A 25068-nucleotide genomic window follows, 5' to 3' on the forward strand; every position below is an offset into this window, starting at 1 on the left:
CGCAAACAGCTACGCGTCGTCCGTGGTGCGCGGACGACGCGTAACTGGGATTCAAAAACATGTAAAAACAGCGAATAGAGTCAAGCCAACAAGCGCTGGATATGCTCCTGCAACGTATCCAGATCGAACGGCTTGGCCAGGATCGGTGCATTGCGCGTGATCGGGCTGTTGCAGTCGAGAATTTCCTGCGGGTAGCCGCTGATAAAGATGACTTTCAATTCCGGGCGCAGCTTGACCGCCGGTTCAGCGATCTGCACGCCGGAAATTCCGCCCGGCAGGCGGTAGTCGGTGACCATCAGGTCCAGGTGCGGCTTGGTCGCCAGGATCTGGAACGCCTGCTCCCCGTCAATTGCCTTCAACACCCGATAGCCCAGGCCTGCCAGGTACTCACCCAGCACAAACATAATGGATTCGTCGTCCTCGACGATCAGTACGACATCTTGTGCATCTTCACTCATGGGAAGCCTTTGTCCGGTCAATTGCTGCAATTACGACCATGGGGTCACGCAGAGGTTGCGTCGGGGTGACGATTGATTTCATACCGATGGCTCAAGGGGCAGGCACACCCGAAACAAGGCGCCCTCGCCTATCTGGCTCTCGACCTCGATGGTGCCACCATGGGCTGCAACGATCTGCTCTGAAATAAACAACCCGAGGCCCAGGCCCGCCGCCACCTGGCTGGCGGAAACCCGCTCGAACTGCTGGAAAATACGCTTCTGGTTCTCTTGGCTGATACCGATGCCACGGTCGCGCACCTCTACCCGCGCTTCGCCGTGCTCGCGGTATACGCGCACATCCACCGGGCTCTTGGCCCCGTAGCGCAGGGCGTTGGTCAGCAGGTTGGTGACCACCTGCTCGATGCGGAACTCGTCCCAGTTGCCTTCCACCGGTTCTTCCGCCACCAGGTGCATGGACGAGTCCGCCGCCGCCACTTGCGGCGCGAAGTTCTCGACCAGGTTGCGCACCAGTTGCGCGAGGTCAAAACGCCCCGGGCGAATCGACAATTTACCGGTGCGGATGCGCGACACGTCGAGCATGTCTTCAATCAGGCGGATCAGGCTCTGGATCTGCCGTTCATCGCGGTCAACCATGGCGTGCATCTTGTCCAGGGTAAACGCGGCCGCATTGTCCCGCGCCAGGTGCATCTTGCGCAGTTGGGTTTCAAGGATCAGGCCGTTGAGCGGCGTACGCACTTCATGGGCGACGATCGACATGAAGTCATCGCGCATGCGTACCGCCTGCTCCAGTTCGGCCTGGGTAGCCTGCAGGCGCGTGAGCAACAGTTCCTGCTCACGACGCGCGCGCTCCAGGGCTTCGAGTTGCTGCTTGACTGCCTTGGTCTGGCGATACAGGTCGACGAACACATTGACCTTGCTCTTCACCGCATGGATATCCAGCGGCTTGTGCAGGAAGTCCACGGCGCCGCTTTCGTAGCCTTTGAAGGCGTAATTGAGTTCGCGGCCGGCGGCACTGACGAACACAATCGGGATGTTCTTGGTTTTTTCGGTACCGCGCATCAGCTCGGCCAGCTCGAAACCATTCATGCCGGGCATCTGCACGTCGAGAATCGCCATGGCGAATTCGTGCTCCAGCAACAGGGACAAGGCTTCATCGGCGCTCAATGCCTTGAAGACCTGGCGATCCTCGCGCTTGATCAGCGCTTCGAGGGCCAGCAGGTTCTCCGGCAGATCGTCAACGATCAGCAGTTTGGCCTGGACAGTACTTAACATGGGGAATATTCCAGGGAAGCCAACAGTGAGCCGATGTGGCTCAGCGTAAGAATGTGGTCAGGTGTATGCAGCGCCAGGGCTGCACGGGGCATGATGGCAACACGTGCTTCAGTGGGTTCTTGCACCACGGTAGTTCCACGCTGTTGCTTGACGTGGGCCAGGCCACGCGCGCCGTCCTGATTGGCGCCGGTCAACAGTATGGCGAGCAGGCCCGGGCCGTAGGTATCGGCGGCGGACTCGAACAGGAAATCGATCGCGGGTCGCGAATGGTGCACGCGCTCTTCCTGGCTCAACGACAGGCTGCGATCGTGCTCCACCGACAGGTGATAGCCGGGGCCAGCAAAATACAGGGTGCCAGGCTGGATCACTTCCTTGTCGCGCGCTTCCACCACCGGCATGGCCAGGCGGCGGGCAAACACTTCGGCCAACTGGCTGCGGCGCTCATCGGGCAGGTGCAACACCGTGATGATCGGCAACCCGAACCCTCTGGGCAGTTCGGCAAAAACCTTCAGCAACGCCTCGACACCACCGGCGGATGCACCGATGACGATAGCCTCTATACCCGCGACCAATGGCGGGTTGGCAGTCGCTTGAGTCATAGTTTTCGGTAGATCCGTTCCTGTTTGACCAAGGGTTCGAATTGTTTGCCGAAGGCGGAGAAATCCAGGGTTTCCTTGCTGCCCAGCACCAGGAAGCCGCGATGGCACAGCGACTCATGAAACAATCCGAATGCTCGATCCTGCAATTTTTTATTGAAATAAATCAATACGTTACGACATGAAATTAATTGTGTTTCTGAGAAGACGCTGTCGGTCGCCAGACTGTGATCGGCGAATGTCACGTTCTCACGCAGCGACTTGTCGAAGATCGCGTAATCGTAAGCTGCGGTGTAGTAGTCGGCAAATGAACGTTGGCCACCGGCCTGCTGATAGTTGGCGGTGTAGGCCCGCACATTCTCCAGGGAAAAGATGCCCTGCTTGGCCTTGTCCAGGGACGCCGGGTTGATGTCCGTCGCGTAGATGATCGTGCGCTCCAGCAAGCCCTCTTCGCGCAGCAGGATGGCCATGGAGTACACCTCCTCCCCCGTGCTGCAGCCGGCGATCCAGATCTTGATCGACGGGTAGGTCTTCAGCAGCGGTACCACTTCCTGACGGATTGCCAGGAAGTGCGACGGATCGCGAAACATCTCGCTCACCGGAATCGTCAGGAACTGCAGCAGTTGCATGAACGCTGCCGGGTCGTGCAGCACCCGCTCCTGCAGCGCCGAAATGGTCGCACAATCAAACTGGCGCAAGGCGTGCGCCACGCGGCGTTTGACTGACGCACCGGAGTAGTCGCGAAAGTCGTAGCTGTACTTGAGGTAAATCGCCTCGATCAACAGGCGCAGCTCAATATCGCTGCTCTTCTCCAAAAAACTTCGCTCCACTTAAATGCGTTCCATCTTCGGTAGCCATACGCGAATCAGCGAGAACAGGCGGTCCAGATCAATCGGCTTGGCCAGGTAATCGTTGGAACCCGCCGCCAGGCAGCGTTCCTGATCGTCCTTCATGGCCTTGGCCGTCACGGCAATGATCGGCAGCTTCTTCCAGCGCGGGTCCTGGCGGATCAGGGCAGTGGCCTCGTAACCGTCCATTTCCGGCATCATCACGTCCATCAGCACCAGGTCGATGTCCTCGACTTCGTTGAGTTTGTCGATGGCCTCGCGGCCGTTACGCCCGATCACCACCACGGCGCCTTTGTGCTCCAGGGCGCTGGTCAGGGCGAAGATGTTGCGCACATCGTCGTCCACCAGCAGGATCTTGCGCCCCTCAAAGACTTTGTCGCGACTGCGGGCGGTCTTGAGCATCTTCTGGCGATCATGGGACAGCTGGGATTCGACTTTGTGCAGAAAGAGTGTGACTTCATCCAGCAGGCGCTCCGGCGAGCGCGCGCCCTTGATGATGATCGAGCGCGAATACTTGCGCAGTTCGGTTTCTTCATCGCGGGTCAGGTTGCGCCCGGTGTAGACAATCACCGGCGGGAACGAGCAGATATCCTCGGTGGCCATGCGCTTGAGCAATTCGTTGCCGAGCATGTCCGGCAACTTCAGGTCGATGATCATGCAGTCATAGATATTGGTGCGCAGCAGGTCGAGGGCGGCCTGGGCATAGCCAACATCGGTGATTTCAATGTCATCGTCGCCGATCAAGCGGGCAATGCTGTCGCGCTGCAGGTCATCATCTTCCACCAGCAGCACGCGCTTGACCTTCTGGGTCAGCTTGGCCTCCAGGCGCGCGAACACGTCCTTGAGCTCCTCACGGGTGGTGGGCTTCACCGCATAACCGATCGCGCCCATGTGCATGGCGGCTTCGACGCGGTCTTCCACGGAAATCACATGCACCGGGATGTGGCGGGTATTGGCGTGCTCCTTGAGGCGTTGCAACACGGTCAGCCCGGAGTGATCCGGCAGGCGCATGTCCAACAGGATCGCGTCCGGAGTGTATTCCTCGGCCAGGCTGTAGCCCTCGTCGGCGCCGTGGGCCACCAGGCAGTGGTAACCCAGTTCATGGGCCAGGTCGAAGAGAATACGGGCGAAATTCGGCTCGTCCTCCACCACCAGGATGCAGCGCGTGGTGAACGGTGCCTTGTCGCGGTCATCGGCAAACCGCGGGATCTGTTGCGCATCGGCCACCGGCAGCGGCGACACCGCGATGGGCTTGGGCGCAGGGGCGGCCACCACCTGGCGCGGCTGCTCGATAGGCGGGGCGTCTTCCTGTCGTTCGACGTACTGCTCAGGCAAGACCAGGGTAAACACGCTGCCTTTGCCCGGCTCGCTGGTCACGCTGATATAGCCGCCGAGCAAGCTGGCCAGGTCGCGCGAGATCGACAGGCCCAGGCCGGTGCCGCCATAACGGCGGTTGGTGGTGCCGTCGGCCTGGCGGAAGGCCTCAAAGATGCTTTCCTGCTGGTCCGGGGCAATGCCGATGCCGGAGTCGCGCACGCTGAACGCAATGCCTTCGCCTGCCGCACGGTACACCGACAGGCTCACTTGGCCCTGCTCGGTAAACTTGACCGCGTTGGACAGCAGGTTCTTGAGGATCTGCTCCAGCCGCTGGCGGTCGGTGAACAGCATCGCCGGTGTGCCTTCCTGGACCTCCACCTGGAAACCCAGCTTGCGGTCGGCAGCCAGCGGTTCGAACATGCCGCGCAGGCCGTCGACCAGGCGCGCCACGCTGGAGTTTTCCGGGCGCATTTCGAGCTTGCCGGCTTCGACCTTGGAAATATCGAGGATGTCGTTGATCAGGTTGAGCAGGTCATTGCCGGCCGAATAGATCGACTCGGCGAACTTGACCTGTTCGGCGCTGAGGTTTTCCTGCGGGTTCTCCGCCAGCAACTTGGCCAGGATCAGCGAGCTGTTCAGCGGTGTGCGCAGCTCGTGGGACATATTGGCGAGGAATTCGGACTTGTACTTGCTCGAGCGCTGCAGTTCTTCGGCGCGGTCTTCCAGCTCGAGCTGGGCCTGGTTGAGCTCGACGTTCTTGCGGTCCATGGCGTCGCGCTGCTCGGCCAGGGTCTGGGTCTGTTCGGCCAACTGCTCGTTGGTCTGCTCCAGCTCCGCCTGCTGGGTTTCCAGGTGGGCCTGGGACTCCTTGAGGATGCGCGACTGTTCTTCCAGTTCCTCGTTGGCGGTCTTGAGTTCTTCCTGCTGCACCTGCAGTTCTTCGTTGAGCTGCTGGGTTTCGGCGAGGACTTCCTGCAGACGCTGGCGATAACGCGCGGCCTCGATGGATGTGCCGATGTTCCCGGCAATCAGCTCCAGCAGCTCTACATCACGCTCTTCCAGCGGGCGCAGGAACCCCAGCTCGATCACCCCATTGACGCGGTCGTCGTCGCTGGTCGGCACCACCAGCACACTGCGGGTCGGGCCATCGCCAAGGCCGGAGCTGACTTTGAAGTAATCCACCGGCACGTCGTCGAGGCGAATCAGGCGGTCCAGCTGGGCAGCCTGGCCGACGATGCCCTCGTCGCTGTAGATCGACTGTTCCAACTGTTCCTGCTCGCGGGAGAAGCCATAAGTGGCCACGCGCTTGAGGCCGCCGTGTTCCTCACGCACATACAACGCGGCGACGGCCGAGCCCATGTACTGGGCGAAGAATTGCAGGATGTTGCGCCCGAGCATGTTCAGAGTCAGTTGGCCCAGCACCTGTTCGGCCAGTTCGGTCTGACCGTTACGCAGCCAGGCTTGTTGTTCGAGGCGCCGCGCGATCTTCTGTTGTGACGCGAGGTTTGCGCTATAACTGTCTGAAAGTGCAAGTAAATTCTTACGACCGATATAGGCGAGAAAACCACTCAGGCCCAGCACGAAAGCCAGGTATGCGGTCACGCTGATCACGGTGGTGCGGGTGACATCTTGATTGCGCGTGACGCGGAACTGCTGCTCCATCTCCACGGCATCTGCATATTCCTGGCGAATCGCGTCGGTCAGGCTCTTGCCGCGACCGGACTTCACCGCCCCCCGGTAATCGCCACTCTGGCGTTGCAGGTCAATCATCGATTGGGCGTACTTGTTCCACTCGGCCTGCATCGCCTCCAGGCGCTTGAGCCGATCCACTTGCTGAGGGTTATCCGCCACCAGCTCCTGCAAATTGTGCAAATCACCAATGATGCGCGGCTTGGCCACTTCATACGGGTCGAGGAAATGCTCGTCACCGGTGATCAGGAAGCCGCGCAAGCCGGTTTCCAGGTCCACCGTCAGCTTGGACGACTCGTTGAGGTTGTTGATGACCCGGTCGGTGTGCTCCACCCACTGGATAACCGAGAGCAAATAGGTGATCAGACAGACGAAAAACACCGCACTGAGCACGCCCACACCCAGGGGCAAAGCCACGTTTCGGCTGAGCAGTGTACGAAAGCTCTTTTCATCGACGGACGACGCAGGAGTCATGGGCATGCCTTGGCCAAGTATGGAAAAACCGGGAGTTTGCCCCAAAGTGGCGGTACAGGGCTACGTTTCTAATGTGTATTGAGGATTAAGCGTACAGATTCCTGCGCCACGACCTGTGCCGCCCGCCAAGTCTGTTACATCCGCCCAACCAAAACATTTATGACATTTCTGCAGGCGGTGCCACCGGAACTGCTCAGTTCGGCTCGTCACTCATTTGCAGTAGGCCTCACGCGCAGTGAGGCTTTTTTGTAGGCGATTATCCTAATCTGCAAAGGTGATAACGATGATGTCTTCGTCCGTTTCGCAACTACAGCCCCGAGTCACAGAGCACGCCCATCCTGCAACGTCAGCGCAATCTACCCACACTGCTGCCGACGTAAACGACACCCCCCCGGCGAACACGCCAGGTGCGCCCCCATCGGATTCATCCCAGGCGCGTGCGCAAGCAAATGCACACAATTGGAAGAACCTGGCACAACAGCTGACCCGCGCGGCAAAAAGCCTGGCCGAGGACGCGGCGCCGTCCGCCGTGCTGGCCCATTTGAAAAACACTCAGGTCGCGATTGATGCGCGCTCCGACGATCATCGGTTCAACGCCTTGGGCGGCGCGCCCTCTGTCAGCCTCGAAATGTTTATCAAGCATCATGATTTGCCCATCCCTCAGACCCGATCCGACCTGGCTCACCTGGCCGAAGCCGCTCACGCTCACGCCCTGCAACAGCCAGAGGGCAATCTCGGCGGAGCGCTGTCCTGGCCCCATCCCCTGACGCAGGAGGAGCAACGCAAGGTCCGGGTCATTGTCGATTCCAGCATCCTGCGCAGTGATAACCAGGCCCCCTCCTCCGACACCCAGACGCAATTGGCCCGAGGCGCATTGGGTGCGCTGATAAAAGCCGCCTCGTTGTCGGAGGCCCAATTGCAGGAACCGGGTCAGGCCCTGCAAACCCTGCTCAAGTCACCCAAGGCCCAGGCGCTAGGCCAAGCCGTGCAGGACGGCCTGAATGGCATTGCCACGCCCACCAGCCTCGGCGATTACGTGATGGCCGCCATTAACATTGGCCTGGATCGTGAGTCCGTCGAGCAACCCCGCCGGCAGTCGGTCGCCGGCTTTGATCTGGGTCAGGAAGCGTATTGGGGCATGCCCGCGGCCACTGTCGTCGATGGGCTGAGTCGCCATCTGGTGACTGCCGGCCGGGTCACGCAGGCCGAAGCCAAACTCGCCACCCACGTGTTGCTGGCACGCGTGGCGCCGCAGTTGCTGGTCCAGGATATTCCCGGCAGCGTGGTCAATGGCAGCCAGGCCTGGGTCAATTTTTGTCGGGCGGTGGCCAAGATCGAAGCGATTGCGCCGGGAACGGCGTCACAGATGAGCTACGGCCATGTCATGAGCGCGGCACAAGCGCTGAATGATCCCCCGGACCATATCACCCAGGCCTTGCTGCTGGATTGGGGCGTGATCAATGGCCTTGTCGCGAGGAAAGAGGACGCGCTCTACACTCCGCAGGAAGTGGAAACCGTCAGGACCGCGTTCAATCAGCAAATCAACGAAAGAACCACGGCCTCTGAATTACTCGGGGCCAGCATTCCAAGTCGCAAAGCGATTGCCCTGGAGAAGCTCAAGCAACAGTTTGGCGAAGGCCTACCGTTCGAGGAGAAATGTCTCACGACGGTTTCGGATGACAAATCCAAGCAGTTGGATGGCAAGCATTCGATGCTCGACATGGCGATGATGGGGATCAATGTCCGCTGGAAAACCGACGATAGCCGAATCCCCATCGACGCGATCAACGAGCGGCCCAGGCTTAATGTCAACGGTGAATTTCTCGGCCAGTACGAAACCGCTGTCGACTCCCTGGAAAAAGGCGTCAAGACCCAAATAAGGCACTTGATCTCTGAACTGCCCCTGGAAGATCGAAAAAACCTCGAACTGGGTAAAATTGATCTTTACCAAAAAAACCAATATGTCATTGATACAGGGTTTATAAACCCGCCCGTCTTTCGCTCCAGACGCAATGAGTTGCTGATAAGAACGCAGCGAATGGTGGATGGAAAACCGCAGGTGTGCGTGTATGAAGTGGACATTTTAAACAGCCGCATCATCAAGCGCTCGGAAGCGGCCATTACCCGGGGCGATCAACGCAACAGCAATATCCAGACCCGCATAGAAAAATTCATACCGGATGACCATGACCGCCAAGCGCCTGAAAAAACACCGCTGGATTCGGCGCCAGTCCCTTTGAGCTTTACTTCCGCACGCACACACTACCTCGCCGACGCTTTTTTTAAACACTTGGATATCGGTGGCCATGATCAACGCACGCAAGCCTTTGGAACCACGACACTGGATCAGCAGAAAGCCGGGGGGGAGCGCGTCAAGGAGTTTTTCCTCAATTTGATTCCCTTGAGGTCGGCCATTGTCAATTTTCGCCAGGGTGACTACGAGGCGGGCCTTATCGACCTTGGCCTGGATGCGTTCGGTCTCTTGACCGCGGGCTACGGAGCCGGCGCAAAAGTCGCCAAGGTAGCCTCGACGGGTGCCTCCGCTGCGGTGAAGGCTGCGCACGCGGGACGCATCATCGGCGGCGCCCTGATCAGCGCACTCAACCCTTTGAGCGGCGCCAAGGGCCTGGCCATCGGTACAGCCGCATTGGCGACCCAGGGCGCCAGAATGTTCAGCCATTCAGGCCAATGGCTGATCAACAAGGTTCGGGGCGCATCGGGGAGCTATGACCTGTTGAAGGCGGCCAACAAGGAATACGGGGCGGCAGCCCTGGGGTCGTATAAAGTCGCCGAGGGTTCCGTCGACGGGGTCGCTGTCCATCGCAATGGCAACTGGTACCCCTACAATCCGCTCAAGCAGGAGGCATTTGGCGCGCCCCTGCAGCACTTCACCCCTCTGAATGGCAGGCCAGGCCCTATCGACGCTGGAGCACCGATCGGGCCTCATCACGAAGGGTTCAAGAACAACCTCGAGCGTGCGCAGTGGCCGCATAATCGCGCCGATTTCAATCGCGGCTTTGAAAGTGGCGATGTGACCCGTCTTCGCGATTATTACCCAGATATCAGCGCGCAAGGGCTCATCGAACTGATTTCCAAGCCCGGCCGGACTGCGGAAGAAATTGGCATGCTTGCCAAGGAAATCAAGTCGAAGGCCATAGAGAATGCACAATACGCCTCACATCTTCTGAACTGTGACGTCGATGCACCCGGTGTGCGGTTATTCCCGGCGTCACAGACCCACTACCACGCGCATGTCGACCCCGCCTCCCGCGGCGAGTGCGCGGCAATGGCAAATACGATGGCGCTGGCGATCGAGCATGGCAAAGAAGACGTGTTCCTCACCAACCTGTACCGCGCCGCCGACGCGCCCTTGACCCCCGAAGCGCAAACCTTCATCAAGACCCTGAGAACCTTTCAAGACGTGGTCGGGGACAAAAAAAGCTTTCACCTGGACCAAACCGTCACAAAATGCACGGCCGCGCAAATCATCGAAGACCTGACCAACTCCCCCACCTCGAAAACCCTGAGGATCGGTGAGAAAGATCATGGGCTGTTAGCCGGTATCAAGGTCAAGAACGGAGAAACAGAATGGTTTTTTTACGACCCGGACGCAGGGCTGGTGAAATTCCAAACATTGCAATCGATGCAGGAAGGCCTGGATAAAGCGTTAAGCAGCGGGCTGACTGCGGTGACGCGCAGGCCCTATGGCAAAAAACACGGCACGCTGACCTACAACGTCAGCGAATTCCAAGCGCGCGATTTGGCTGCCGACAAGGTTGACGGCGCGGCCGTAGCGCAGTTGATGACGCCGCTATAATGCCTCGCACGTGAATAGCCCTCGCCTCACTCGACCACGTGAGGCGCAGGGTCCTCTCCCGAGCGGGACATTCTTGTCCATTGCCTTCACAATGAAGACCTGCTGCGGGAACTTGCCAGGATCGAAGCCACTCATTAGAAGATGGTCTTTGCACTGAGCACGACCTGCACCTCACTTTTCGGGAACCCTCATTATGTCCGCCACCGCCCCCACCATCCTTGTCGTCGAAGACGATGCCATCGTGCGCATGTTGATCGTCGATGTGCTTGAAGAGTTGGAGTTCCAGGTGCTTGAGGCCGCCGACGCCGAAGAGGCCCTGAAAGTGGTGGAAGACTCCAACAATGTCATCAACCTGATGATGACCGATGTCGGCCTGCCGGACATGGATGGCAAGCAACTGGCGACCAAAGTGCGTGAACTGCGTCCTGACCTGCCGATCCTGTTTGCCAGCGGCTATGCCGAGAGCATCGATGTGCCCGCGGGCATGCACGTGATTGGCAAGCCGTTTTCCATCGATCAACTGCGCGACAAAGTCAAAGCCATACTGGCAGCCTGACACTTCCCCGTTGCCGCCTATCGCTCCCTGGAGCGGTAGGCCACTGCTCTTCCCCTTTCTAAACAACTAATTCATTCGGGTTGCTAGCGCGTCTGGATATAGCTGCTAATTTCAATCGACAGGTCCTACAGCGTTTATGACGCAGGGCAGCCCGAGCACGTAGATGTAGTCGGGCAAGTCGCCATGGAATTGGGGAATTGTCATGTCCAGATCACCGCTTGTTCCGGCATTGATGCTGGCCGCGTTCACCATGCCGACGTTTTCTGCACACGCCGATAACGCCGATACCGCCAACAAGAGTAACAACCCGCTCAACCTGGCACCGGGCGCCAACTTGCAGGACTACTACACGCCCAGGTTGTATGACAGCAACGCGCACACCAATGACCTGTTGCTGCGCGGTACATTGCCGATTGCACCGTCGAACTTCATCGGCGTGCCGCAGCTGTTGCGTGCCACGCTGCCGATCAGCACCCGCCCGGATCCGCACAGTGGCTACAGCACCGGCATCGGCGACCTCAACCTGTTCGATATTTTCCTGCTCAAGACCGACGGCGTGCAGCTGGGCATCGGCCCGCAGATTACCGCGCCCACCGCCGAGCATGATGAGCTGGGCACCGGTAAGTGGCAGGCAGGCCTGGCAGCCATCGCCATCGACTCCTCGCCACGCGGCCTGCTCGGTGCGCTGGTGCAGTACCAGAGTTCATTCGCCGGCGACCATGATCGCCCCCACGTGGAAAGCGCCACGTTCCAGCCCTTCATCATCCATAACCTCCCCAAGGGCTGGTACCTGCGCTCCACCGGCACCTGGACCTTCGACCTGAAAAACGACACCCACTACATCCCCATCGGCCTGGGCGCGGGCAAGGCCTGGAAAGCCGGCAGCAACATCTTCAACGCTTTTATCGAGCCGCAGTGGACCGTAGCCCGCAAAGGCGATGGCTTGCCGCAGTTCACCCTGTTTGCCGGGATCAACGTGACGTTTGGAAAGTAAGGTGACGCAATGAACGCTCTGCTTCGCAATGCCGGTTTCAGCCTGCTGGCCCTGTCGGCCGGTTGCAGTGTGGGTGTGCAGGCGCAGACGCTGGACACGCGCATCGGCCCGATCAACATGGAGGGCGAACTGCCGGCGCGCAGTGATATCGCCAAGGTGTTTGGCGAGCTGGACTTCCAACAAGCCACGCAGAGTTTTCTCTGGGCATTGCCGCTGGTGTCCTACGCCCAGTGGCAGGAAGAATTCAGCAGCAAGCTGGGCGCCCGCAGTGGCGACCTGATGGTCCTTAACAGTTATGAAGACAAACTCGGGGTCATCACGGCCAACGCCACCACCCCGTACATCCTCGGTTTCGTCGACCTCAACGAAACCGGCCCGCTGGTGATCGAGTTACCTCCCGGGCCCACGGCCGGCGGGATTGGCGACTTCTGGCAGCGCGCCATTATCGACATGGGCCAGACCGGTCCGGATCAAGGCAAGGGCGGCAAATACCTGGTGATTCCACCAGGCCAGCAGCCGCCGGCGGATGCGGGCCGGTATTACGTGGCCAAGTCGGAAACCATGAACGTGCTCGTCGGTTTTCGCGTGCTGGACCCAGACCCGGCCAAAGGCAAGGCCCTGGTCGACCAATTCAAGATGTACCCCTATGCCCAACGGAGCAAGCCCGCCCCGACCCGCTTGCTCTCGCCCGGCGGCAAAGCCTGGTCCGGCACCCAGCCACGCGGCATGCCGTACTGGCAGCGCCTGCACGGGATCATCCAGAAAGAGCCGGTCAATGAACGTGATCGCTTCTACATGGCCATGCTCGCCAGCCTCGGTATCGAAAAGGACAAACCGTTCAACCCCAACGATCGCCAGCGCCAGGCCCTGGAGCAAGGCGCGCAGATGGGCGAGCTGATCGCCAAGGCGAATGCCTTCGCCAAGCGCTTCCTGGGCTCCCAGTACTGGAAAGACCGGCAGTGGGACACAGTGCTCAACATCGCCGAACCCTCGCAGCGTCTTGGCTACTACGACCAGCTGTGGGAACGCAGCGCCTGGTTCTACGAGGCAGTCACCAACACCAAGGGCATGGTGTCCAAGACCCCGGGCCTGGGCCAGACCTACCTCGGCGCCTACACCGATAAAGACGGCCAATGGCTCGACGGCGGCAAACACTACACGCTGCATGTGGGCGCCAATCCACCCGCCAGGCAATTCTGGTCACTGTCGGTCTACGACATCGACAGCCGCTGCCTGATCGACAACCCACAACGCAAGGCCGACCTGTCTTCACGCCAGGATTTACAGAAAAACCCCGATGGATCGATCGATCTTTACTTCGGACCGCACGCGCCAAAAGACTTCGAGAGCAACTGGGTGCAAACTCTCCCCGGCAAACATTGGTTCAGCTATTTCCGACTGTACGCGCCGACCGAGGCCTACTTCGATAAAAGCTGGAAACTCGACGACATCACCCCAGTTCCCTAAGAGACGCAACAACATGATCAGAAAACCGACGCGCCTGCTGTTGGCGAGCCTCTCGATACTCATGAGTACCGGCGCCTGGGCCGATTTCACCGCGACGCCCAGCGAAGCCCGGGCCATTGCCAAGGAAGCCTACTTGTATGGCTACCCGGTGGTGGAAATGTACAAGACGCTCTACACCCAAGCCGTCGACAAGGGCGGTGCCAACTTCAAGGCACCGTTCAACCACATCGGCAACACCGCCCAGGTCTTCACGCCCAAGGACAGCGCTTTCGTCACCCCGAACTCGGACACGCCCTACTCCTTTGTCTGGCTGGACCTGCGCAGCGAGCCACAAGTGCTGACCCTGCCCAAGATCGAAGACAACCGTTACTACTCGGTGCAGTTGATCGACCTCTACACGCAGAACTTCGCCTACCTGGGCACGCGCAGCACCGGCAATAACGGCGGCCACTACATGATCGCCGGCCCGGACTGGAAAGGTCAGCAGCCGGTCGACATCGACCGCGTGGTCTACAGCGAAAGCAACATCGCCTATGCCCTGTACCGCACGCAACTGTTTGATGAGAAGGACCTGAACAAGGTCAAGCAGATCCAGAATGGCTACAAGGTGCAGCCGCTGAGCAGCTACGTGAAGCAAGCGGCGCCGGCCAAGGCACCGAAGATCGAATGGCCCAAGCCCATGGCGACCATGACCGAAGGCCCGCAGCTGTTTCGCTACCTGAACTTCATGCTGGCCTTCGCCGCCCCCCAGGACAGTGAAAAAGACCTGCTGGCGCGCTTTGCCAGGATTGGTATCGCCCCCGGCGCGCCGTTCAAGGTCAAGGACCTGACGGCTGAACAGCGCAAGTCCCTTGAAGAAGGGATTGCCGACGCCCGCGCCGAATTCGCCGCCTTCAAGAAAGACAAGGTCGACACCCACCAGGTCAGCAGCGGTGACCTGTTCGGCAGCCGCGATCACCTGCAGAACAACTACCTGTACCGCTACGCCGGTGCGGACATGGGGATTTTCGGCAATTCCACCGATGAGGCCGCCTACCTGGGTTACTTCGTCGACAGCGAAGGCAAGCCGGCCAACGGCGCACGCCACAGCTACACCGTGCATTTCGCCAAGGACCAGCTGCCACCTGCCGACGCGTTCTGGTCGCTGACCATGTACGACGGCAAGACCAAGCTGCTGGTGCCCAACCACAAGAAACGCTACCTGATCAATTCGCGCATGCTGCCCAACCTCAAGCTGGACGCCGATGGCGGCCTGACCCTGGCGTTGCAGCATCACGAACCACCGAAGGCCGAGCAGAGCAACTGGCTGCCGGCCCCACCCGGTCCGTTTTACGCGGTACTGCGGATTTACCTGCCCAAGCCTGAGGTAGGTAATGGTCAATGGAAACTGCCGCCCTTGACCCCATTGAAGTAGCACTGCCTGCCCGGTCGCAACAGGGGTAGACCGGGCATGTAGCCCCAGATATCAGGCCGACAAGGAGTAGCGCCATGATTTCACGTGCCCGACTGAGTGCGTTCTGTGCATCGACATTGGCCCTGGTGCCAGGCATGGGATTTGCCGACAACGCCAGGGACTGGCAGAACACGCCCACTGACTTGAACATGGTGTTCGGCTATTACAACCGAGTCGACACCAACACCCCCATCGACACCACGCTGCCGATCACCGGCCTGTCGTTGAATGCCGACCTCTACCTGTTCCGCTACGCGCGCTCGTTCGGCATTGACGGGCGCAACAGCGCCATTCAGTTCATCCAGCCGTACGCGGATGTCTCGGCGTCGTTCGACAATGCGCGCTTCTTCGACGGCACCAAGCACAACGGCGGCATGGGCGACGCCCAGATCGTGTTTGCGCACAACATCTTCGGTGGCCCGGCGCTGACCGCCGAAGAGTTTGCCAGCTGGAAACCCGAGACCTTCCTGACCGGCGCGCTGTGGATCACCGCGCCCACCGGTGACTACGACAAAGACCGCATCATCAACATCGGTTCCAACCGCTGGGTATTCAAGCCGGAACTCGGCTTCGGCACCCCCATCGGCCCGACCTGGCTGGAAATCAACACCTGGGTCTCGCTGTTTGGCGATAACAAGGATTACCACGGCGACAGCAAGCTCGAGCAAAAGCCGCTGTACGCCATCGAAGGCCATTACAGCTACACCTTCAACCGTGCGTTATGGGCCTCGCTGGACGCCACCTACAGCCGGGGTGGCGAAAGCCGCATCGACGGCGACTGGCAGGACAACAAACAGGAAAACGCCCTGCTCGGTGCAAGCCTGGGCTTCATGCTCTCGCCACAGTTTGGCGGCTTGCTGGCCTACTCCGACACCGTGTCCGAGCGCCGTGGCTCGCCGGACGTGAACACCTGGACCTTCCGCCTGCAGTACGTCTGGTGAGAACGTTACGCGACGCCTCACTGTGGGTCGGCCTGCTCGGCAGTTTCAACCTGTCGGCCGCCAACCTGCCCGACCTCGGCAGCAGCACGCCTGCGCCCAAGGCCGACGCCGAGACGTGCCATCGCCTGCAGCAGGATTTCGATATCGACCTCAAGCAGGTGATCAAGGCCGGCTGCGAGCCGTCCTCGGAACAGATTGCCAAGCTGATGGACAACCCGGTGGGCAACCTGGTGCTGCTCTTCAACCAGTACGACTACAGCGCGCTCAAGGGCCCGCGTAGCAACGGCACGCGTTACTTGGGCAAATACAGTTTCATGCCGACCTTTCCGATTTCGCTGGGTGACGACTGGAACCTGATCAACCGCCTGCCGGTGAGCTACGTCAGCGCCCCGGTGAACTCAAAGGCGGGCGACCTGATCGGCATGAGCCCCTATGGCGTGCTGACTGACCGCGACTTTCCGGCGGTGGTCAACGATCCGTTCGACCGCACCTCGGGCTTTGGCGACCTGGCCTACGTCGGCGTGTTCTCGCCCAAGCAGCCAGTGCGCTTTGCCAATGGCGGCAAGATGGTCTGGGGGTTCGGCCCCACGGCGATGTTCCCTACCGCCGAAAAGGACGTGCTGGGCACCGGCAAGTACTCCCTCGGCCCGGCGTTCGTGGCGGCTTATCTGGGCGAAGACTGGACCCTAGGCGTCTTCCCCCAGCACTGGTGGTCGGTGGGCGGCGACGCGCGGCGCAAGGATGTCAGCCTGACCAATATCCAGTACTTCATTCAGCGCGCCATCCCGGGTCCCGGCCAGTGGCGCGTGGGCATGACGCCGAACATCACCGTCAACTGGAAGGCCGAGGGTGGCAACAAGGTCAACTTCCCGATCGGCATCGGTGCCGGGCGCATCGTCAATTTCGGCAAGTTGCCGGTGCGCATCTCCGGCGAAGTGCAGTACTCGGTGATCCACGCCGACGACCTGATCAGCAGTCGCTGGAATTTCCGCGTGTCGTTCATCCCGGTAATTCCCACTTTCATGCTTTGAACGAGGTGCGCCATGTCCCGTTTTCATCGCACACGCATGGTCTTGATCAGCTTGCTGCTGGCCGCCAATGGCGCCTCGGCCGACGAGCTGGAGCCCAAGGCCCTCAGCGCCCTGGAGCAGATGGGCGGCTACTTGCGCAGCCTGCAGCAATTTCGCATCGAGGCTGACAGCCGTACTGACCAGGTGCTGGAAAATGGCCAGGTCATCGAGTTTCGCCATCACACCCGCCTGCTCGCCAAGCGGCCGGACAAGCTGCAGGTGACGGTCGAGAGCGACGGCAAGCGCCGCAGCCTGTTCTACAACGGCCGGCGTTTTACCCTGTTCGATAGCCGCAGCGGTTACTTCGCCAGCCAGGACGCCCCGGCAGACATCAGCGGTTTGCTCGACCAATTGAGCGAGCGCTACGGCATCGAGTTGCCGCTGGCCGACCTGTTTCGCTGGAACCCCGGCACCGCCAAGGCCGTGGGCCTGCGCAGCGCACTGCTAATCGGGCAGGGCAGCCTGGACGGCAAGGCCTGTGACCACTATGCCTTTCGCCAGCCGGATATCGACTGGCAACTGTGGGTGCGCCAGGGCCCGCAACCGCTGCCGTGTCGCCTGGTGATCAGCCGCCGCGACAGCGCCGAACAGCCGCGCCACAGCGTCGACTATCAATGGCAGCTCAGCCCTGCGCTGGCGGCCAGGGATTTTGAATTCATCGCGCCGGCGGGTGCGCGTGCCGTCCCACTGCAACAGTTGGAGCCGCAGGGAGAACAGCCATGAAGACCACGGCGGCGGTACTCACGGCCAGCCTGGTGTTGACGCTGTTCGACCCGCTGGTGGCCCAGGCCTGGCAATTGCGCGGTGGCGGTGGCGCTCGCACATTTGTGGTGCCGCATCCCGGCGGCGGTGGCTACCGGCCGCCGCCACCGCATCCGATGCCGCCGCATCCGGCGCCGCACCCGCAACCCCATCCGAATCCAGGGCCGCTGCCTCATCCGGGGCCTGGGCCTGGACCGCATCCCTATCCGATGCCGCCCCCTCCGCCACCGCCACCACCGCCACCACCGCCGCACCCGGATGACTGGTATCACCCCTGGGCGGCTGCAGCCGTGGTCGGCGCCACCACCGCGACCATCCTGGCGATCGGCACCCAGGTCAGCAGCGTGCCGCCGGATTGTGTCTCGGTGGTCGCCAACGGCGTGGCCTACCAGCATTGCGGGCCGACCTGGTACCAGCCGCGATACGTCGGCAGTTCCGTGCAATACATCGTGGTCGCCGCTCCCTGGTGACCCACCGTTTCAAGGATGATTGGCATGACAGCGCTCGATGATGTGAAAGCCTTGCAAGCCAGCATGGCGCAAAGTGTGCTCGGCCAGGACCAGGTGATCCGCCAGATCCTGCTGGGCCTGTTGGCCAACGGGCACCTGTTGCTCGAAAGCCTGCCGGGACTGGCCAAGACCCGCACGGTCAAGGCGCTGGCGCGGCACCTGGACGCGAAAATGAGCCGTATCCAGTTCACCCCTGACCTGCTGCCCTCGGACATCACCGGCGCCGAAGTGCTGCACCAGGTCGACGGCCAGAACCAGATCCGCTTCCAGCCCGGCCCCTTGTTCGGCAACCTGATCCTTGCCGACGAGATCAACCGCGCCCCGGCCAAGGTCCAGGCGGCGCTGCTGGAGGCCATGGAAGAACGGCAAATCACCGTGGCCGGCGCCAGTCATGGGTTGCCGCAGCTGTTTATCGTGGTCGCCACGCAAAACCCTATCGAGCAGGAAGGCACCTACCCGTTGCCGGAGGCGCAGATGGACCGTTTTGTGATGAAGGTGCTCCTGGACTACCCCAGTGCCGAGAATGAAACCCAGGTCCTGCGCCTGCTGCGCGAGGAAGAACAGGCGGCCACCACCGAGGCCGTGCAGGGCTTTACCTTGGCCCAGGAAGTGATCTTCGCCGCCCGCCACGCCGTCAGCGCGGTGCAGGTGTCTCCCGCTATTGATCGCTACCTGATCGACCTGATCAACGCCACCCGCCATCCCGCCGACTACGATGCCGATCTGGCACGCTGGATCAGCCTCGGCGCCAGTCCGCGCGGTGGCATCGGCCTGGACCGCTGCGCACGGGCCGACGCCTGGTTGCAGGGCCAGGCCTTTGTCACCCCGGCGAATGTGCAGGCGGTGGCGCACCCGGTGCTGCGGCATCGCCTGCAACTGAGCTACGACGCCGTGGCCGATGGCGTCAGCGCCGATCAGGTACTCGACCGCCTGCTGAGCAAAGTGGCGATTCCGGCATGAACGCTGACGGCTTCGTCTACGTCAGCCTGGCGCAACTGATGGCCTTGCAATTCCAGGCGCGCGACCTGAGTTTCGTCGCGCGCCAGCCCCAGGGCAGCATTCTGGCCGGCAACCATGCCTCACGCCTGCGCGGGCGTGGCTTGAATTTCGACGAGCTGCGCCGCTACCAGCCGGGTGACGATTTGCGCCACCTGGACTGGCGCGCGTCCCTGCGCACCGGCAAACCGGTGGTGCGCACCTTTACCGAAGAGCGCGACCGCCCGGCGCTGATCGTGGTGGACCAGCGCATGTCGATGTTTTTCGGTTCGGTGCGCAGCTTCAAGTCGGCGGTCGCCGCCGAGCTGGGCGCGCTGGCGGCGTGGATGGTGTTCAACGCCGGGGACCGGGTCGGCGGCCTGGTGTTCAATGATGCACGCATCGACAGTGTCGTGCCGTTGCGCAGCCGCAAGCGTGTGGAAGCACTGTGCAGCCGTATCGCCGAGCAGAATCGCGAGTTGAAGGCGAGCAACGCCGATGGCGACGGCGACAGCCAGTTGGACAAGGTCCTGCAACACTGCCTGGCGGTGGCCGGCCACGACCACTTGATCTGCCTGGTCAGTGATTTCGCCGGTGCCGGACCGCGCACTTTGCAACTGCTGCAGCAACTGTCGGCGCATAACGATGTGGTGGCGCTGCAGGTCTACGACCCGCTGGCGCTCAACGTGCCCAGCCGGGGGCAATTGCTCGTGACCCAGGGCCAGTTGCAGGTGACGCTGGAGGTGAGCAAGCGCCAGGTGCGCCAACCTTTGGGCGATTTTCTCGGCGGGCGTTTGAAGGCGGTCGCGAGTCTGTTGCGCCGCAGCCAGGTGCCCTTGCTGATGATCAGCACGGCCCTGCCCGCCGTCGACCAATTGCGCAGCGAACTGGGGAGACGCCGGTGAGCACGCCGGTACCGAGCATCGAGCAACTCCAGGAGTTGGGCTTGCCCGCGCCGGTCAGCTATTGGCCGCAGACCTGGGGCTGGGGCGTGCTGCTGGGCGTGGTAGTGCTGGGCGTGCTGATACTGGCCGCGCGCAGGTGGCTGCGTTGGCGACGTGATGCGTACCGGCGCGAAGCCCTGGCACGCCTGAATGCCCTGCAGGATATGCGCGAGCTGCCCGAACTGCTCAAGCGCGTCGCGCTGTCGATGCCACTGGGCGCCGAGGAACGCCAGCGCGTGCCGACCTTGAGCGGCGCCGACTGGCAAGCCTTCCTGCAGCGCCACGCCGGCGCGCCCGTGCCCGCTGACCTCAGCCAGCGCCTGGGTGCACTGGCCTACGGCACGGCGTCGGCGGACGCGCACTTGCTGGCCCAGTGCAAAGCCTGGGTGGAGCATCACCATGTGGCAGCTTGATTACCCCTGGCTGCTGCTGTTGCTGCCATTGCCATGGCTGGCCTACCGCTATTTGCCGCACTACCGTGAAGCCCGCAGCGCCGTGCGCGTGCCGTTTTTCAGTGGCATGACCGAGGCCGTCGGCGCCGTACCGTCCAACAGCGGCGCGCGGCACAATCGCGCCCAACTGCTGCTGAACCTGCTGGTCTGGGCCTTGCTGGTCGTGGCCATCGCCCGCCCGGTGTGGGTGGAAAAACCCATCGAACGCCAGCAACCGGTGCGCGACCTGATGCTCGCCATCGATATTTCCCAGTCCATGGAAACCCAGGACTTCAACGACGCCAACGGGCACAAGATCGACCGCCTGGCCGCCGTCAAACAGGTGGTGCATGGCTTTATCCAGCAACGCAAGGATGACCGCATCGGCCTGATCCTGTTCGGCAGCGGCGCCTATCCCCAGGCGCCATTGACCCTCGATCACACCAGCCTGTCGCTGCTGCTGGACGACAGCGGCATCGGCATGGCCGGGCCCAATACCGCCATCGGCGATGCCATCGGGCTGGGCCTGAAGCTGCTGGACCAGGCCCATGAGCCGCAGAAAGTGCTGATCCTGCTCACCGACGGCAACGACACCAGCAGCGCAATCCCACCCGACCACGCCGCCGAGATGGCCGCCGCCAAGGGCGTGATCATCCACACTATCGCGATTGGCGACCCACAGGCCAGCGGCGAAGCCAAGGTCGACCTGAGCACGCTGCAAGCGATTGCCTCGGCCACCGGCGGCCGCTATTTCCGCGCCGAGGACCGTGACAGCCTGGCCCAGGTCTACGCCACCCTGGATACGATCACCCCGCATCAGGTCAAGACGCTGAGCCACCAGCCCAAGCGCGATCTGTTCTGGTGGCCGTTGGCGGCGGCGCTGGCGATATTGGCGGTGTATCACCTGATCGCCGCCGGCTGGCCGCACCGGAGGGCCGCTGATGAATCTCGCTGACTTCCATTTCCTGCGCCCCGCCTGGCTGCTGCTGGCGCTTGTTGGCGTGTTGCTGCCGTTGATCTGGCGGCGCAGCCGCGACTTGCAGCGGCGCCTGCGCGCAAATATCGCGCCCCATCTGTTGCCGCACTTACTGCTGACGCCTACAGATCGCCATCGCCTGCGGCCGGTGCACGTGCTCAGCACCCTGCTGATGCTCGGCGCCATCGCCGCTGCCGGGCCGACCTGGGAACAGGATCGCCCGGACTTCCTGGAAAACCGCGCACCGCTGATTATCGCCGTCGACCTTTCGCCCTCGATGGACACCGGCGATGTGCCGCCGACACGCCTGCGCGCCGCCCAGCACACGCTGCACGACCTGGTGCAGCGGCGCAAAGGCGCACGCACTGCGCTGCTGGTGTACGCAGGCAGCGCCCACCTGGTACTGCCACCCACCGATGACCCGGCATTGCTCGGCACCTTCATCCAGGCGTTGGCCACCGACCTGATCAGCCAGCCCGGCAAGAATGTGGCCGCCGTGATCGACCAGGCCAAGCGCTTGCTGGACAACGCACCCGGCACCCTGCTGCTGGTCACCGACGGTGCTGACACCGCGCAATTGCCGAGCCTCAAGCAGCATCTGGCCGACAGCCCGCTGCAAGTGCTGGTGCTGGCCCTGGGTAGCAGCCCCACGCTCAAGGCATTGGCCTCGGCCACCGACGCGCCGCTGGGCAGCCTTACGCTGAATGACGATGACCTCGACTGGATCGAACTGCACGCCCAGGCGCACTTCCAGAACGCCGACGAGCAGCAGCGCCTGCTGCAATGGAAAGACGCCGGTTACTGGCTGTGCTGGCCGCTGTTGCTGTTGGCGCTGTTGAGCGTGCGGCGGGGCTGGAGCCTGAACTGGACAGCCGTGTTGCTGTTGGGCGTGTTGCTGCAACCGACCCAGGCCGAGGCCAATCCGTTCCTCACGCCAGACCAGCAAGGCCGCTGGGCCTTCGAACACCACCACTACCCCGAGGCGGCGGCGCTGTTTGTCGACCCGTACTGGAAAGGTATCGCCGCCTACAACGCCGCCGACTACGACTTGGCCCAGGCCACCTTCGCGACCCTCGACACCGCGCCGGCCGCCTTCTACCAGGGCAATATCCACGTGCGCCGCTTCAAGTTCGATGACGCCATCGTCGCCTATCAACACGCGTTGCAGTTGCAGCCGGTGTTTCCCGAGGCCAGCGCCAACCTCGCGCTGGCCATCGCGCTGAAAAAAGACACCGAGAGCGCGGCAAATAACGCGCCCGAGGTCAAGCCCGATGAGATCAAGTTCGACAAGGCACCCGGCAAAGGCCAGAGCAAGACGATCCAGACCGAGCAAGCCCGTAACGATGCGTTGTGGCTACAGAACCTGACCACCTCGCCGGCCACCTTTTTGCGGCGCAAATTCAGCCTGCAGGATCAGGAGACGCAGCCATGAAGGGTTATTGCGCCGTGCTGCTGTTGCTTGCGGGACCGTTATGGGCGGCCGAGCCGCAACTGCGGGTGCAAGCCCAGCTGATACCGGGTGCGTCCGTAGTGGTGGGCGAGCAATTGCAAGTCCAGGTCGACGTACTGACCGACACCTGGTTCACCGCCGCCGCGACGTTGCCGCCGCTCAAACTCGAGGGCGCACGCGTGCAAGCGCCCGGCGGTGAGGCCGAGCACACCACCCAAGTGATCGACGGCAAGACTTTCTACGGCGTGCGCTACGCCTACCGCATCACCCCGAGCGTGGCGCAACGTTTCACGGTGCCCGCGTTGACCGTCAGCGCCCGACCCGGCCAGGCCAGCGCGCCCCTGAGTGCGCAGAGTGCACCGCTGACGTTCGAGGCCACCCAACCTCCAGGCTTTGCCCCCGGCGAACCCGTGCTGGTTGCCAGCGACCTGCGCCTGAGCCAGACCCTGGCGGCCACCGGCCTGCGTGTCGGCGACAGCCTCACGCGGACCCTGACCCTGCAAGCCGACGACACCCCCGCGCTGTCGCTCCCACCCCCCAGTGCCGCGGATGTCAGTGGCCTGCGCCTGTACTCGCAAGCGCCGATCATCAGCAATCTGGATGACGGCCGGGGTGCCATCACCGGCGGCCAGCGTATCGACCGGTTGGTGTACCGCGTGCAACAGGGCGGTCACTTCAGCCTGCCAGCGATCAGCGTGAAATGGTGGGACAGCCGTCACCATCGCCTGCAACTCGCGCAGCTTCCGGCGCTGACCTTCGACGCCCAGGCTGCAAGCGCCTACACGCCGACGTTTTCCGTCGCCGAGGACCTCAAGGGCCTCGGGCAGCACAGCCGCTGGCAACTGTCGCGGCAGTGGATGATGTGGATCGCCGCCGGGGTGCTGTTGGTACTGGCTGGCTACCTGCTACATGGCCTGTGGCCACGTGTTCCACCGCTGTGGCGAACGTTGTGCGCGACATTGCGCTGGGTGTGTCGTCGACTACGCTTGCTTGCACTGAACCCTCGTCACGAAAAGGACTTCCCATGACGTCGCTGCGTTCTGCCCTGCCCCTGCTGCTCCTGCTGAGCCTGCCCGCCCTCGCTGCCGACCCGTTGCCCTCCTGGAACGAAGGCCCGAGCAAACGACAGATCATCGAGTTCGTCCAGGCCGTGACGGTCGAAGGCTCCAAGGACTATGTGAAACCCGCCGAACGCATCGCAGTGTTCGACAACGATGGCACCCTGTGGACCGAACAGCCGGCGTACTTCGAAGTGCTGTTTGCCTTCGATGAAGTCAAGCGCCTGGCGCCGCAGCATCCGGATTGGAAAACCACCCAGCCGTTCAAGGCTGTGCTTGAGAACGATCACCAGGCCCTGGCCCAGAGCGGCATGGACGGCCTGCTGAAAATCATCGGTGCCACCCACACCGGGGTCAGCACCGAGGCCTTTGTCGCCAATGCCCGGAATTGGTTGAAGCAGGCCCGTCATCCCAAGACCGGCAAGCCGTTCGACCAGATGATCTACCAGCCGATGCTGGAAATGCTCGACTACCTGCGCAGCCAGCAGTTCAAGACCTACATCGTCTCCGGCGGTGACACCGCGTTCATGCGCGCCTTTGCCGAAGAGGTGTATGGCGTGCCGCCGGAACAGGTGATCGGCTCGAATTTTGTCACCCAGTTCCAGCTCAAGGACGGCCAGCCACAGGTCTTGCGCACGGCCAAGCTGGCGCATAACGACGACGGCCCGGGCAAGCCGGAAAGCATCGACTCGATCATCGGCCGCCGGCCGATCCTGGCCTTCGGCAACTCCGACGGCGACCTGCAAATGCTGCAGTGGACCGCCGCAGGTTCGGGCAAGCGCTTTATGGGCCTGGTCCACCACACCGACGCCAAGCGCGAGTGGGCCTATGACCGCAATTCTCAGGTGGGGCGCCTGGACAAGGCCCTGGACCTGGCCAGGACACAGCACTGGACCGTGGTGGACATGGCGAGCGAATGGCGCCGCATCTACCCCTTCGAACCGGCTGTGCAAGTGAAGGTGCAATAAGCAAGACGTAGCGATGGACTGTAAAAAACGTTGGTCGCAGGCA

General features: G+C 61.9%; 21 protein-coding genes. 16 read left to right on the forward strand and 5 right to left on the reverse strand.

The genetic code is table 11. The annotated features are described in order from the left end of the window. Positions 1-80: 80 nt before the first annotated feature. The 5 genes from AC07OJ_RS03640 to AC07OJ_RS03660 all read right to left on the reverse strand — a co-directional run bounded on the left by AC07OJ_RS03640 (position 81) and on the right by AC07OJ_RS03660 (position 6654). Entirely contained in the window at positions 81-458 is a 378-nt protein-coding gene (locus AC07OJ_RS03640; RefSeq protein ID WP_065905380.1) for a response regulator, read from the reverse strand. Positions 459-536: 78 nt separating this feature from the next. Further along, entirely contained in the window at positions 537-1730 is a 1194-nt protein-coding gene (locus AC07OJ_RS03645; RefSeq protein ID WP_065905381.1) for a hybrid sensor histidine kinase/response regulator, read from the reverse strand. Next, positions 1724-2329: a chemotaxis protein CheB gene (locus AC07OJ_RS03650; protein WP_213553189.1), complete on the reverse strand. Its 606-nt coding sequence runs from the start codon at positions 2327-2329 to the stop codon at positions 1724-1726. The genes AC07OJ_RS03645 and AC07OJ_RS03650 overlap by 7 nt, the downstream gene beginning before the upstream one ends. Further along, a complete protein-coding gene (locus AC07OJ_RS03655; protein WP_371920652.1) occupies positions 2326-3156 on the reverse strand; it encodes a CheR family methyltransferase in 831 nt (276 codons plus the stop codon). The genes AC07OJ_RS03650 and AC07OJ_RS03655 overlap by 4 nt, the downstream gene beginning before the upstream one ends. Further along, complete coding sequence (locus AC07OJ_RS03660) at positions 3157-6654, reverse strand: response regulator (RefSeq protein WP_120448644.1); 3498 nt, start codon at positions 6652-6654, stop codon at positions 3157-3159. It abuts the gene before it with no gap. Between the two features lie 286 nt (positions 6655-6940). Between AC07OJ_RS03660 and AC07OJ_RS03665 the strand changes: the two genes are divergently transcribed. The 16 genes from AC07OJ_RS03665 to AC07OJ_RS03740 all read left to right on the forward strand — a co-directional run bounded on the left by AC07OJ_RS03665 (position 6941) and on the right by AC07OJ_RS03740 (position 25025). Beyond that, positions 6941-10471 (forward strand): Mcf1 protease effector domain-containing protein, encoded by a 3531-nt coding sequence (locus tag AC07OJ_RS03665; RefSeq protein ID WP_495093965.1) that lies wholly within the window; start codon positions 6941-6943, stop codon positions 10469-10471. 193 nt (positions 10472-10664) lie between these two features. After that, a complete protein-coding gene (locus AC07OJ_RS03670; RefSeq protein ID WP_495005202.1) occupies positions 10665-11027 on the forward strand; it encodes a response regulator in 363 nt (120 codons plus the stop codon). A 232-nt stretch (positions 11028-11259) separates the two neighbouring features. Continuing rightward, positions 11260-12021 (forward strand): hypothetical protein, encoded by a 762-nt coding sequence (locus AC07OJ_RS03675; protein WP_495094266.1) that lies wholly within the window; start codon positions 11260-11262, stop codon positions 12019-12021. A gap of 9 nt (positions 12022-12030) precedes the next feature. After that, entirely contained in the window at positions 12031-13488 is a 1458-nt protein-coding gene (locus AC07OJ_RS03680) for a DUF1254 domain-containing protein (RefSeq protein ID WP_495093966.1), read from the forward strand. Positions 13489-13501: 13 nt separating this feature from the next. Beyond that, entirely contained in the window at positions 13502-14902 is a 1401-nt protein-coding gene (locus AC07OJ_RS03685) for a DUF1254 domain-containing protein (RefSeq protein WP_495093967.1), read from the forward strand. 74 nt (positions 14903-14976) lie between these two features. Beyond that, on the forward strand, positions 14977-15882 hold the full coding sequence (locus AC07OJ_RS03690; protein WP_282396822.1) for a transporter: 906 nt from the start codon (positions 14977-14979) through the stop codon (positions 15880-15882). Further along, positions 15879-16913: a transporter family protein gene (locus tag AC07OJ_RS03695; RefSeq protein WP_495093968.1), complete on the forward strand. Its 1035-nt coding sequence runs from the start codon at positions 15879-15881 to the stop codon at positions 16911-16913. Before AC07OJ_RS03690 ends, AC07OJ_RS03695 begins: the two co-directional genes overlap by 4 nt. 12 nt (positions 16914-16925) lie before the next feature. Continuing rightward, the gene (locus tag AC07OJ_RS03700) at positions 16926-17675 is read left to right on the forward strand and encodes a DUF2092 domain-containing protein (protein ID WP_495093969.1); all 750 of its coding nucleotides are present in this window, start codon (positions 16926-16928) and stop codon (positions 17673-17675) included. Beyond that, entirely contained in the window at positions 17672-18184 is a 513-nt protein-coding gene (locus tag AC07OJ_RS03705) for a hypothetical protein (protein WP_495093970.1), read from the forward strand. The genes AC07OJ_RS03700 and AC07OJ_RS03705 overlap by 4 nt, the downstream gene beginning before the upstream one ends. A 24-nt stretch (positions 18185-18208) precedes the next feature. After that, entirely contained in the window at positions 18209-19183 is a 975-nt protein-coding gene (locus AC07OJ_RS03710; RefSeq protein WP_495093971.1) for an AAA family ATPase, read from the forward strand. After that, positions 19180-20103, forward strand: coding sequence for a DUF58 domain-containing protein (locus AC07OJ_RS03715; RefSeq protein WP_495093972.1), 924 nt, complete (start codon positions 19180-19182; stop codon positions 20101-20103). The genes AC07OJ_RS03710 and AC07OJ_RS03715 overlap by 4 nt, the downstream gene beginning before the upstream one ends. Further along, the gene (locus AC07OJ_RS03720; RefSeq protein WP_495093973.1) at positions 20100-20555 is read left to right on the forward strand and encodes a DUF4381 domain-containing protein; all 456 of its coding nucleotides are present in this window, start codon (positions 20100-20102) and stop codon (positions 20553-20555) included. The genes AC07OJ_RS03715 and AC07OJ_RS03720 overlap by 4 nt, the downstream gene beginning before the upstream one ends. Then, the gene (locus tag AC07OJ_RS03725; RefSeq protein WP_495093974.1) at positions 20542-21528 is read left to right on the forward strand and encodes a vWA domain-containing protein; all 987 of its coding nucleotides are present in this window, start codon (positions 20542-20544) and stop codon (positions 21526-21528) included. The genes AC07OJ_RS03720 and AC07OJ_RS03725 overlap by 14 nt, the downstream gene beginning before the upstream one ends. Further along, entirely contained in the window at positions 21515-22981 is a 1467-nt protein-coding gene (locus tag AC07OJ_RS03730) for a vWA domain-containing protein (RefSeq protein WP_495093975.1), read from the forward strand. The genes AC07OJ_RS03725 and AC07OJ_RS03730 overlap by 14 nt, the downstream gene beginning before the upstream one ends. Further along, complete coding sequence (locus tag AC07OJ_RS03735; RefSeq protein ID WP_495093976.1) at positions 22978-24027, forward strand: hypothetical protein; 1050 nt, start codon at positions 22978-22980, stop codon at positions 24025-24027. The genes AC07OJ_RS03730 and AC07OJ_RS03735 overlap by 4 nt, the downstream gene beginning before the upstream one ends. After that, positions 24024-25025 carry an HAD family hydrolase gene (locus AC07OJ_RS03740; RefSeq protein WP_495093977.1) on the forward strand — a complete coding sequence of 334 codons (1002 nt, stop codon included), beginning with the start codon at positions 24024-24026 and terminating at the stop codon, positions 25023-25025. Before AC07OJ_RS03735 ends, AC07OJ_RS03740 begins: the two co-directional genes overlap by 4 nt. Positions 25026-25068: the final 43 nt, after the last annotated feature.

It is taken from the genome of Pseudomonas sp. GW821-FHT09C08, assembly GCF_059418125.1.

What these genes read in the sequence shown, in the direction of transcription:
- AC07OJ_RS03640 (WP_065905380.1), bottom strand. Translation starts at nt 458, where the DNA reads ATGAGTGAAGATGCACAAGATGTCGTACTGATCGTCGAGGACGACGAA.
- AC07OJ_RS03645 (WP_065905381.1), bottom strand. Translation starts at nt 1,730, where the DNA reads ATGTTAAGTACTGTCCAGGCCAAACTGCTGATCGTTGACGATCTGCCG.
- AC07OJ_RS03650 (WP_213553189.1), bottom strand. Translation starts at nt 2,329, where the DNA reads ATGACTCAAGCGACTGCCAACCCGCCATTGGTCGCGGGTATAGAGGCT.
- AC07OJ_RS03660 (WP_120448644.1), bottom strand. Translation starts at nt 6,654, where the DNA reads ATGACTCCTGCGTCGTCCGTCGATGAAAAGAGCTTTCGTACACTGCTC.
- AC07OJ_RS03665 (WP_495093965.1), top strand. Translation starts at nt 6,941, where the DNA reads ATGTCTTCGTCCGTTTCGCAACTACAGCCCCGAGTCACAGAGCACGCC.
- AC07OJ_RS03670 (WP_495005202.1), top strand. Translation starts at nt 10,665, where the DNA reads ATGTCCGCCACCGCCCCCACCATCCTTGTCGTCGAAGACGATGCCATC.
- AC07OJ_RS03675 (WP_495094266.1), top strand. Translation starts at nt 11,260, where the DNA reads ATGCTGGCCGCGTTCACCATGCCGACGTTTTCTGCACACGCCGATAAC.
- AC07OJ_RS03680 (WP_495093966.1), top strand. Translation starts at nt 12,031, where the DNA reads ATGAACGCTCTGCTTCGCAATGCCGGTTTCAGCCTGCTGGCCCTGTCG.
- AC07OJ_RS03685 (WP_495093967.1), top strand. Translation starts at nt 13,502, where the DNA reads ATGATCAGAAAACCGACGCGCCTGCTGTTGGCGAGCCTCTCGATACTC.
- AC07OJ_RS03690 (WP_282396822.1), top strand. Translation starts at nt 14,977, where the DNA reads ATGATTTCACGTGCCCGACTGAGTGCGTTCTGTGCATCGACATTGGCC.
- AC07OJ_RS03700 (WP_495093969.1), top strand. Translation starts at nt 16,926, where the DNA reads ATGTCCCGTTTTCATCGCACACGCATGGTCTTGATCAGCTTGCTGCTG.
- AC07OJ_RS03705 (WP_495093970.1), top strand. Translation starts at nt 17,672, where the DNA reads ATGAAGACCACGGCGGCGGTACTCACGGCCAGCCTGGTGTTGACGCTG.
- AC07OJ_RS03710 (WP_495093971.1), top strand. Translation starts at nt 18,209, where the DNA reads ATGACAGCGCTCGATGATGTGAAAGCCTTGCAAGCCAGCATGGCGCAA.
- AC07OJ_RS03715 (WP_495093972.1), top strand. Translation starts at nt 19,180, where the DNA reads ATGAACGCTGACGGCTTCGTCTACGTCAGCCTGGCGCAACTGATGGCC.
- AC07OJ_RS03725 (WP_495093974.1), top strand. Translation starts at nt 20,542, where the DNA reads ATGTGGCAGCTTGATTACCCCTGGCTGCTGCTGTTGCTGCCATTGCCA.
- AC07OJ_RS03730 (WP_495093975.1), top strand. Translation starts at nt 21,515, where the DNA reads ATGAATCTCGCTGACTTCCATTTCCTGCGCCCCGCCTGGCTGCTGCTG.
- AC07OJ_RS03735 (WP_495093976.1), top strand. Translation starts at nt 22,978, where the DNA reads ATGAAGGGTTATTGCGCCGTGCTGCTGTTGCTTGCGGGACCGTTATGG.
- AC07OJ_RS03740 (WP_495093977.1), top strand. Translation starts at nt 24,024, where the DNA reads ATGACGTCGCTGCGTTCTGCCCTGCCCCTGCTGCTCCTGCTGAGCCTG.